The 9380-nt window shown below is 49.4% G+C and carries 11 protein-coding genes; 4 read left to right on the top strand and 7 right to left on the bottom strand.

What is annotated here, in order from left to right:
* Both spoIIIAA and AC1DWB_RS08560 read right to left on the bottom strand, forming a co-directional pair.
* A partial coding sequence (spoIIIAA, locus tag AC1DWB_RS08565; RefSeq protein WP_477540627.1) for a stage III sporulation protein AA occupies positions 1–961 on the bottom strand: 961 nt, incomplete at its 3' end.
* Between the two features lie 67 nt (positions 962–1028).
* Positions 1029–1295, bottom strand: a complete 267-nt coding sequence (locus AC1DWB_RS08560; RefSeq protein WP_477540626.1) for a YqhV family protein — start codon at positions 1293–1295, stop codon at positions 1029–1031.
* A gap of 367 nt (positions 1296–1662) precedes the next feature.
* Between AC1DWB_RS08560 and comA the strand changes: the two genes are divergently transcribed.
* From comA to AC1DWB_RS08545, 3 genes are all read left to right on the top strand, one after another.
* Positions 1663–2478 (top strand): phosphosulfolactate synthase, encoded by an 816-nt coding sequence (gene comA, locus AC1DWB_RS08555; RefSeq protein ID WP_477540625.1) that lies wholly within the window; start codon positions 1663–1665, stop codon positions 2476–2478.
* A gap of 13 nt (positions 2479–2491) precedes the next feature.
* The gene (locus AC1DWB_RS08550; RefSeq protein WP_477540624.1) at positions 2492–3199 is read left to right on the top strand and encodes a 2-phosphosulfolactate phosphatase; all 708 of its coding nucleotides are present in this window, start codon (positions 2492–2494) and stop codon (positions 3197–3199) included.
* Positions 3200–3262: 63 nt separating this feature from the next.
* Positions 3263–3724 (top strand): DUF441 domain-containing protein, encoded by a 462-nt coding sequence (locus tag AC1DWB_RS08545; RefSeq protein WP_477540623.1) that lies wholly within the window; start codon positions 3263–3265, stop codon positions 3722–3724.
* 108 nt (positions 3725–3832) lie between these two features.
* On the opposite strand, the gene AC1DWB_RS08540 is transcribed toward AC1DWB_RS08545, so the two are convergent.
* Complete coding sequence (locus AC1DWB_RS08540; protein WP_477540622.1) at positions 3833–4603, bottom strand: YheC/YheD family protein; 771 nt, start codon at positions 4601–4603, stop codon at positions 3833–3835.
* A gap of 184 nt (positions 4604–4787) precedes the next feature.
* Between AC1DWB_RS08540 and AC1DWB_RS08535 the strand changes: the two genes are divergently transcribed.
* The gene (locus AC1DWB_RS08535; protein ID WP_477540621.1) at positions 4788–5594 is read left to right on the top strand and encodes a DUF6492 family protein; all 807 of its coding nucleotides are present in this window, start codon (positions 4788–4790) and stop codon (positions 5592–5594) included.
* 175 nt (positions 5595–5769) lie between these two features.
* On the opposite strand, the gene AC1DWB_RS08530 is transcribed toward AC1DWB_RS08535, so the two are convergent.
* From AC1DWB_RS08530 to aroQ, 4 genes are all read right to left on the bottom strand, one after another.
* A complete protein-coding gene (locus AC1DWB_RS08530; RefSeq protein WP_477540620.1) occupies positions 5770–7026 on the bottom strand; it encodes an aspartate kinase in 1257 nt (418 codons plus the stop codon).
* Between the two features lie 172 nt (positions 7027–7198).
* Positions 7199–7756: an elongation factor P gene (gene efp, locus AC1DWB_RS08525; RefSeq protein WP_477540619.1), complete on the bottom strand. Its 558-nt coding sequence runs from the start codon at positions 7754–7756 to the stop codon at positions 7199–7201.
* A gap of 79 nt (positions 7757–7835) precedes the next feature.
* A complete protein-coding gene (locus AC1DWB_RS08520; protein WP_477540618.1) occupies positions 7836–8909 on the bottom strand; it encodes a M24 family metallopeptidase in 1074 nt (357 codons plus the stop codon).
* Complete coding sequence (aroQ, locus tag AC1DWB_RS08515; RefSeq protein ID WP_477540617.1) at positions 8909–9358, bottom strand: type II 3-dehydroquinate dehydratase; 450 nt, start codon at positions 9356–9358, stop codon at positions 8909–8911. The genes AC1DWB_RS08520 and aroQ overlap by 1 nt, the downstream gene beginning before the upstream one ends.
* Between the last annotated feature and the right edge of the window lie 22 nt (positions 9359–9380).

Here is a 9380-nt window from a genome sequence, read left to right as displayed (position 1 = left end):
CCAGCGGGCGGCCCGCCGCGTCGCTAACGTCGGCGARCACGCCGCCGGCGGCGCCCGGGCTGCGCCGCAGCGCGACGATGCGCGCGAACAGCCCCGCGGCGAGCAGCTCGCGCAGCGCCGGCCGCCGGGCCGCGTCGTCGGCGTGCAAGCCGTGCGCCGTCGCCATGACGATGATGCCGGCATGCAGCGCCTCCTCGATAGCGTCAGCGTCCTGCTGCCGGCCGATCTCATCGACGATGATCACGTCCGGCGACATCGAGCGGATCAGCATCATCATGCCCTCGGCCTTCGGACAACGATCCAGAACGTCGGTGCGGGGACCCACATCGAACGTCGGCACCCCCTTGACGCAGGCGGCAATCTCGGACCGCTCGTCCACGATGCCTACTTTCAGTCCGGCTTGTACAGCCGGTGGCGGAAGGGAATCACCCCAGCTCAGCAGACGGGCCAGATCGCGGATCATCGTCGTCTTTCCTTGTTGAGGCGGCGACAGGAACAACGTGTGATGCGGCCTGCCAGTCGTCTCGTCCCACAGGACAGGCAGGAGAGGCAGCGCAACCCCCCGTCGTTCGCGGGCAATCCGGATGTTGAATCCGGCAATATCCCGGATCATCTTCACTTGGCCTTGCTCCAGAACAGTCCGTCCTGCAAGTCCTACGCGATGTCCGCCGTTAACCGTGATGTACCCCCGCTTCAGCTCCTCCTCGAACGTATACACCGAGTGATTCGTGAGTAGATCCAGAAGCTGCAGGCATTCGTCCCGGTTCGGGATATATCCGCTTCGGGCATCGGCAGTCAGTTCACTACGGGCTGTCACGAACTTCGAACCGCCTGCACCTGATAGTTCCAGAGGCCTTCCTTCACGGATACGAAGTTCCTCTGTCCGGCTCATAGGCTCGTCCGGCACGTTCTCTATGATTCTTCGAAGCGACGGTGGCAGAAATGGTAGAATCGGATTCATCAGAAGGGCCTCCAAGTTTGTCCGCATTTACAACATATGTATGCCGGACATGCACATCTTTATTCTTTTATTTTTTCAAAATACCAATAAAAATACAGGCCACGCCCACAGCAACCCATAGTAACTTCGCATACGAGAGTTTGTCCGCCAAACCTATCAATCCGATCGTTGTCGTTGAGATGAAGATGAGAGGCCCGACGACCGCCAACCCCGAATTTACGAGAAGCGCCTTGTCCACCTGATTCAGCCTAAGCATAATAATCGCAGCGATCAGCTCAATGCTCCCCGACATGACCCTGAGCATCGCCATACTAAAAACGATCTTGTTTATCATCTTCCTTACTTCCTCCCTTCGCTTTGTTGCGATTTTTTTAGGGTTGGTTTAAAAGGCCTATGTTCGACGAAATTGCAGTGCAGCCCTGTGATGAGCCGGAGAGCGACCTTTGCAGCCCCGTTTCAACAACCCTACCTTATCGATTCAAAGAAACGGGGCTGCAACCGAGCCGGAGGCCATCACAGGGCGTAGCTGCACGTATTCGTCATTCTTTGTCTTTTAAACTAACCCGCATTTCACAACAACCTCGTTCTCCTTCTACTTTATGCAGGGTTGTCTCTTTTTAGGCTAGTGGGCACACCGATTGCAGCAGGCGCATATATTGCTCCCAGACATCATTTTTTTACAGCGAGGAGACTTGTTTTATATGGACGTGACCTCTCAGTTGGAATGGCCCTCCCTTCTGCAAGATCCTTCCGGGCGCAGACAGCCCAAGCCGCGATCATGCGGCAAAACGATGGTCATCGATAAGGGACTCGGCCTCCATGCGTTCGAGGATATGCTTCACACATCCGCCGCCTATATCGATATGATTAAGCTTGGTTTCGGGACGAGTCCACTCTATCCAACCGAACTATTGAAGATGAAGATCCAGATGGCCAGGCAAGCCGGTATCGACATTTTACCCGGTGGGACGTTCATCGAAGTGGCTGTCGTACAGGGTGAGGTAGAAGCCTGCTATAAGCTGATTCGCCAGCTTGGCTTCACCGCAATCGAAGTATCGGACGGTACCATTGAGCTAGCGCGCAGCAAGCGGACAGAGTTGATTCAACGAGGCATTCAGTCGGGAATGACCGTGTACACCGAATACGGCAAAAAATATTGGGGTTCGCAAATCGAGCTCGATCAATTGATTGAAACCGTAATCGAAGATATTCAGTCGGGAGCATCACTCGTCACCATCGAAGCGCGGGAGTCCGGAGAAGGGGTTGGCATATTCGACGAAAACGGCGTTTGCCGGGACGACATGCTGCACAGCATGGTTCGATTATTCCCCGATCCGGCCCGTATTTTATGGGAAGCTCCGCAAAAGTCGCAACAAGTTCATCTGCTTAAGAAACTCGGTTCTGACGTCAATCTGGGCAACATCGCACCTCAAGAAATTTTCTCATTGGAAACACTGCGCAGGGGACTACGGTCAGATACATTGGTTTGGGACTGTATACCAGCCAACCCCACATGAGGAGGGACTATCCATGCAGGTGAACGTCATCTCTAGTGTTAACGAGGCTAGAAGCGATGACCTCCTGAATAAAACCGTCATAGTAATCGATGTATTGCGTGCGACAAGCACCATTGTGACCGCACTTTCGCACGGTTGCTCCGGAATTATGCCGGTTGAGACGGTGCAGCAGGCGAAGCAGCTTCAACTTCCCGGGGATCTCCTCGGGGGGGAACGCTTTTGCAAAAAAATAGCGGGTTTTCATTATGGGAACTCCCCGTTGGAATTTATGACTCCAGACATTGCTGGAAGCCGCATCATTCTTACTACTACGAACGGAACAAGAGCGATCCAGAAATCCATTCGGGCGGATTATGTATTGGCGGGAAGCTTGCTGAACGCAACGGCCTGCGCACGCAAGGCGTTAGAATTGAGAAGGGATATCGCGATCATGTGCTCTGGGACACAGGACGAATTCTCGCTCGAGGACGGATTGTGTGCCGGATTGATTGTGCGGGAGTTACTGCAAGAGATAGGTGAAGCGAGCACGGATGTGAACGATCTGGGGATTGCCATGCTGCACACATATGCAGCTGCCGAGCCTGAACTTGAACATATTATGTTCACTTGCACCAATGGTCGAAGGCTTAGCCGTATGGGCCTCGAGTCTGACGTAAGTTTCTGCGCGCAAGTGAATTTGTATCCGCTTGTCCCTGTTCTGGATGGGGAACTCATGCGCTGACAGTTCTAATTCCCCCTTGTCCTCATAGACTAGGAAGGAATCCAGAGGACAGGAGTCAACCGCATGAATGGCGATCTCATCTTGCTTGCCTTGATCATTATCGGGCTCATTGGCCGGTCACCGATCATTACGACGGCGGCGTGCATCCTCCTGGTCGTGAAGCTGATCCACCTTGAGCGTTTCTTGCCGACAATCGAGCGTAGAGGACTGGAAGTTGGCTTGCTGTTTCTGACGATGGGCGTATTAGTACCATTTGCAAGCGAACGGATAACGTACAAGGACATTTTGAGCGTATTTACATCGTGGCCAGGTATTATCGCCTTGACAGGCGGTGCTATCGCCACTTATATGAATGGCAAAGGCCTTGATTTGTTAAAAGTCGATCCGCAATTAATCGTAGGGCTCGTGATCGGTTCGATCTTCGGCATCATCTTCCTTCGCGGGATCCCGGTGGGGCCGTTAATGGCGGCAGGAATCACGGCGTTGCTGCTGAAGATCGTTACCTTCGTGTTTGGGAAAATATAACGGTTGTTCGCTTGATAAACCTGACCGGAGACGGTTAGGTTTTTTTGATGCGGATGACCAAAAAACCCTTGCCACCACCGAAAGATGGGAACAAGGGGGATCCCCGCTTTATCTCACTCTACCAAGACGTTTAGCGTACCGATATACTTTCCTATAAGTGGATTTGTCCTTCAACTGCTTAAATATAAAAGGATCTGGATTGGTGTTGACTTCAAGGATCCATGGTTTAAAGTCTTTGCCTACCCCGATGTCAACTCCGATCATGTTCATCTTAGGGTATTTCTTGTTCATGGCCACCGATATACGATTACTTATCATTTTTAATTTGTTGGTAAAGGCCGTAGTTTTTCCGTCGGTGTTTAAATGAGGCTTTAATAAAAGACTTACCGGTAGCGGTTTTCCGCCATTGTGATAATTTGTAACAATTTTCTTTGGATGGGCGAGTCTCCCGATAATTCCAGTTGATTCCCATTGACCTTTCGCATTCTTTTGTACCATCACTCTTATATCGAACCGTCTCTTTTGATACTTTAATAACTCAACCCCTCGTTGAACCAAATAAGTAATGCGGAATTTGGTTTTTCGTATCGAATCGTACATCGAACTATAATCACGGAATGTTCTTACTTTAGTCCCCGATTGATAACGGTACTTAGCTTGACTTCCGCTACCGGATATTATCTCTACCCGCATAACACCTTGGCCAAACGAACCGCTGACTGGTTTCACGTAAACCATTTGATATTCATACAACATCGATAACAAGCTGGATTTCGTCATTACTTTAGTTTTTGGAATATACCCTTTTATTGTACCGTGTTTAAGAAGCACCTTCGTTTTTACCCATTTGCTGGGAATATGCATTCCGGGTTTTCTCACAAGCCTACCTCCATTATTTTATTCATTTATAAACCATTGATTTTTGCATGGATATTATACTGTATGAATGAAGTGCCTCTGTGAACTTAGGCATGTAACCAATCATCTCTTAAATTTTCTATGTAAACAATTACTCTGTGTCAACATATCATAATCCCAATACTTACTAATTGGAGATGAAGAGATGCCCGTTCACATTCAGAATCAATTAATCAGCCACACCAAAATAGATGTTCTGATTCCAGCGATTGAAAAGGATTTAGCAACCCTTCCCCATGTAATTGATGCTGTTAGAAAACAAGTAAAACATCCGATCGGCCAAATCCTCATCGTTGCACCGAAGCGAGAAAAAATAATGAAGTTATGCCGTCAAAAAGGCTGTAGATTTATCAATGAAAATACGGTTCTCCCGATTACGAAGAAAAATATACACTACAGATCCAAGAAATGGGAGCGATCCGGTTGGCTTTTCCAGCAATTTTTGAAAATGAGCGGTAATACTTTATGTAAATCGGACTATTTTTTGGTTATTGACGCCGACACTGTGCTCATTCGCCCTCATATTTTCAGAGCAGGAAACAAAACCTTGTTTTATTGCCGAAAATGGAGCCAACCGGAATATTTCAGAACCTATCGTAAGTTATTGAATAGAAAGGCCACCGCACCAATGTCATTTGTCACTCACTATATGTTGTACAAGAAATCGAAGCTGGCACAGTTAAAAAGGTTAATTGAATCCAAACATCATACAAGATGGTATACAGCGATACAAAAAAAGATGAATAAGTCGAAGCAATACGCGTTCTCCGAATTTGAAACTTACGGGAATTTCCTCTATTCCAGTAATCCTGGAGGGCTTATTCTCAAGAAAGCGTTAAACAAAAGCTTGAATATGAGCTTCTCGCAAATGTCGCCCCATAAGATTAAGACGCTGGCTAAAAAGTATCGATCGATTTCTTTCCACAAGCGGAAAGGTTACATGAGAAAGTAGAGCCGTACAGTGTTTGCGAGCGATGCGCCGAGTGGAGCTTGCATTCATGAGACGAGGCGAACGGAGAAGAGATGCATGAAGAGAGACATTTGATGTTTGAGCAATTACCATTTGAAATAAAAATAGGCCGATCAAATGCAGTTCCTGCACTCGACCGGCCTATTTACATTCTGTATTAACGACGTTCGGATGGACCGCCGACGAAAGCTTGCTCATTCGCGTCTAATCCGAAAGCGGTATGAAGTGATCGGACAACCTCCGGTAGCTTCTCGCTAGCAATAATACACGATACGCGAATTTCTGAGGTGCTGACCGTATTGATGCTTACGCCCAACTCGGAGATGGCCGCGAACATAGTTGCTGCTACCCCTGGATTGCTGACCATACCCGCACCTACGATCGATACTTTCACCAAGCCGGTTTCCGACTGGATGTCCTTGAAGCCAACCTCTGGTTGAATGCGGCGCAGAATACCAAGCGCCTTCTCCAGTTCCGAGGATGCAAGCGTGAATGAAGTGTCAGCTTCACCGTCACGGACTCCACCTTGCACGATGATATCCACATCGACCTTCTCTGACGCTAAGGCGCCGAATACTCTCGCTAACTGTCCTGGCTTCTCTGGTACTCCCAGAATGCTTACCCGCGATACGTTCTTATCGGAGGCGATGCCGCGTACGACAACTCCTTGCTCCATGACCGCTTCCTCCTTCACATACGTTCCTTCGTTATAGTTGAAGCTGGACCGCACTACCAGTTGAACTTGGTTATGCTTCGCATATTCCACAGCTCTAGGATGCAGGACGGCCGCACCCAGATTGGCAAGCTCCAGCATTTCGTCGTACGAAATTTCGTTCAGCTTACGCGCTACTTTCACTACACGCGGATCGGTCGAGTATATGCCGTCCACGTCAGTGTAGATTTCGCACATGTCTGCCTTGATGGCAGCGGCCAGTGCTACAGCAGTCGTATCCGAACCACCGCGGCCTAGTGTTGTAATCTCGCCATTGTCGGTCATAGCCTGGAACCCGGCAACGACGACGATCTTGCCCTCATCCAGGGCAGACAATACCCGAGCAGGCTGGATATCGGTAATCTTCGCTTTACCGTGAACCGCTTCTGTCCGCATGCCAGCTTGCCAGCCAGTGAACGAGACAGCTTGCTCTCCTGCACTATGAATCGCCATCGTCAACAAGGCGATCGAGATTTGCTCTCCTGTCGTGAGCAGCATATCCATCTCACGGGCAGAAGGCGTCCCGACTACGAGTTGTTGGGACAAATCAATTAATTCATCCGTCGTGTCGCCCATTGCGGATAYGACTACAACACAGCGGTGTCCTTCCTGCTTGCGCTCTGCCACCCGTTTGGCTACACGCTTCATCCGTTCCGCATCCCCTACGGAACTTCCTCCGAATTTCATCACAATCAGTGACAACCTTGCTCACTCCCAACCCTGCATTTGCTTTTGTACTTAATCGATATAATATTATAGCATAGGGGCCTACGGATTTAACAGTGAAAAAAACGAAAAACCTCCAGCCCGTGCGAAGGGCGAAGGTTCTCGAAGAAGAATACTCCAATAAGGTTTCAATTGTTACTACGATTGCTTAAGCTCGGGAAATATACTTTCCGTCGCCGGTGTTGATCAACAGCGTGTCGCCTTCATTGATGAACAGCGGAACTTGCACATTGTGGCCGGTTTCCAGCTTGGCGTTCTTCAATGCACCTTGAGCGGTGTTCCCTTTGATACCTGGTTCGGTCTCAACGACCTTCAGTTCAACGCTGTTCGGCATATTAACGCCAAGAATTTCCCCATGGTAGCTAACAATGTTGACGACCATGTTCTCCTTCAAAAACTTAAGTTCCCATTCCAGCTGAGCTGCATTCAAGGCGAATTGGTCGTAAGTCTCGGTATCCATGAACGTGTGCTCATCTGCACTTGCATACAAATATTGAACAGCACGGTTCTCCACATGTGCCCGTCCTACATCTTCACCTGCACGGAACGTACGTTCAACCGTGTTGCCGTTGCGAAGGTTTCTAAGCTTGGAGCGTACGAATGCTGCACCTTTACCTGGTTTTACGTGTTGGAAGTCCAATACGGTGAAGATGTCATGTTCCACTTCAATCGTAAGGCCTGTCCGAAAATCGTTAACTGAAATCACTTAAGTTTCCTCCTAAATGTTACCCCAATAAAGTGAGTTATCCTCCAACGGGGGACTATATGCTTCTAATTATAACCATCTAATCGATGATAATAAAGTCTTTTGAGCTCTGTGTCAATCTGCGCATCCCGGTTTCGGTGATGACAATATCATCTTCGATGCGTACACCGCCGAAATCAGGCAAGTAAATACCCGGCTCTACCGTCACCGTCATCCCAGGTTTCAAGACGACATCTCCTTGCATAGACAGACGCGGAGCTTCATGAACTTCCATGCCAAGACCGTGGCCTGTACCATGGCCGAAGAAGTCTCCGTACCCGTACCGCTTGATCACATCGCGCGCCAAGGCATCGCCTTCCGCACCGGTCATTCCAGGCTTAATCTGCTCCAATGTCTGTAGTTGAGCTTCCAGGACAATATCATAGATTTCCCGGTGTTTCGGCGTCGGTTTACCCAGTACGACCGTACGAGTAATGTCCGAACAGTAGCCTTTATAATAGGCACCAAAATCCATCTTGACGAATTCGCCGAGTTGAAGCACGCGATCGCTGGCCTTGCCATGAGGCAGGGCGGAACGTTCGCCGGATGCCACAATCGTCTCGAATGATGTGGAAGTCGCACCATGACGTCGCATGAAGGTTTCCAACTCCAGTGCTACCTCGTTCTCCGTCAACCCTGGCTTCAGGAAGCCAAGCATATGTTCGAACGTCCGATCTGCCAGCTCAGCCGCTTCCAGCATGATGGCAAGCTCGGAATCGTCCTTGACCATCCTCAACTCTTCAATCAGACTGTTGGTCGGGATTAGGCTGACTCCGCTCAAATAAGCGGCATAAGCAGCATATGTACCATATGTTACGTCCTGTTGCTCGAAGCCAAGTTCCTTAATATTCCACTCGTGCAGCAACTCCTGTACCGTCTCAATCATCTTGGGCTTATGCTCGATGAACTGAAAGTTCACCGCTTGCTGAGGCGCTTGTGAGCGGTATCGGAAGTCAGACAGCAGAACGGCTTGGTCAGCCGTAATGATCAGCGCACCGGACGAACCGGTGAAGCCGGACATGTACCGGCGGTTATAACTGTTGGTGACAAGCAGCGCCTGAAGCTTACGCTCCCCCATCAGCTGTCTTAATCGTGTTAAACGAGCTTGTTCCATTAGGATTCACCCTTTTCTTCTAAATGACGGAGCAAGGCCAATAAACCAAGCTCGTAGCTGTGTGCCCCGAATCCGGATATTTGCCCAACCATAACAGGTGCGGTCACGGACACATGACGGAACGATTCCCGCTTATGAATGTTGGATAGATGCACCTCTACACAAGGAAGTTGCACGGCGCTCAAAGCATCTCGTATCGCATAACTGTAATGCGTGAATGCTCCTGGATTGAATAATATGCCGACTTTGCTGCCATATGCCTCATGAATGCGATCAATTAATGCTCCTTCATGATTGGACTGAAAAAACTCCAGCTTCACACCCAACGACTCAGCCAGATCGTGCAGGCTGCTCTCGATTGCGGAGAGTGACACCGTTCCGTATACACCCGGTTCGCGGATACCCAGCATGTTCAAGTTGGGACCGTTCAGAACAAGAATCTGTTTCATTTGGCTTCAACATCCCCATATC

This window comes from Paenibacillus sp. P4_E11 (assembly GCF_056401635.1).
This window is presented reverse-complemented; position numbering and strand designations above follow the sequence as displayed.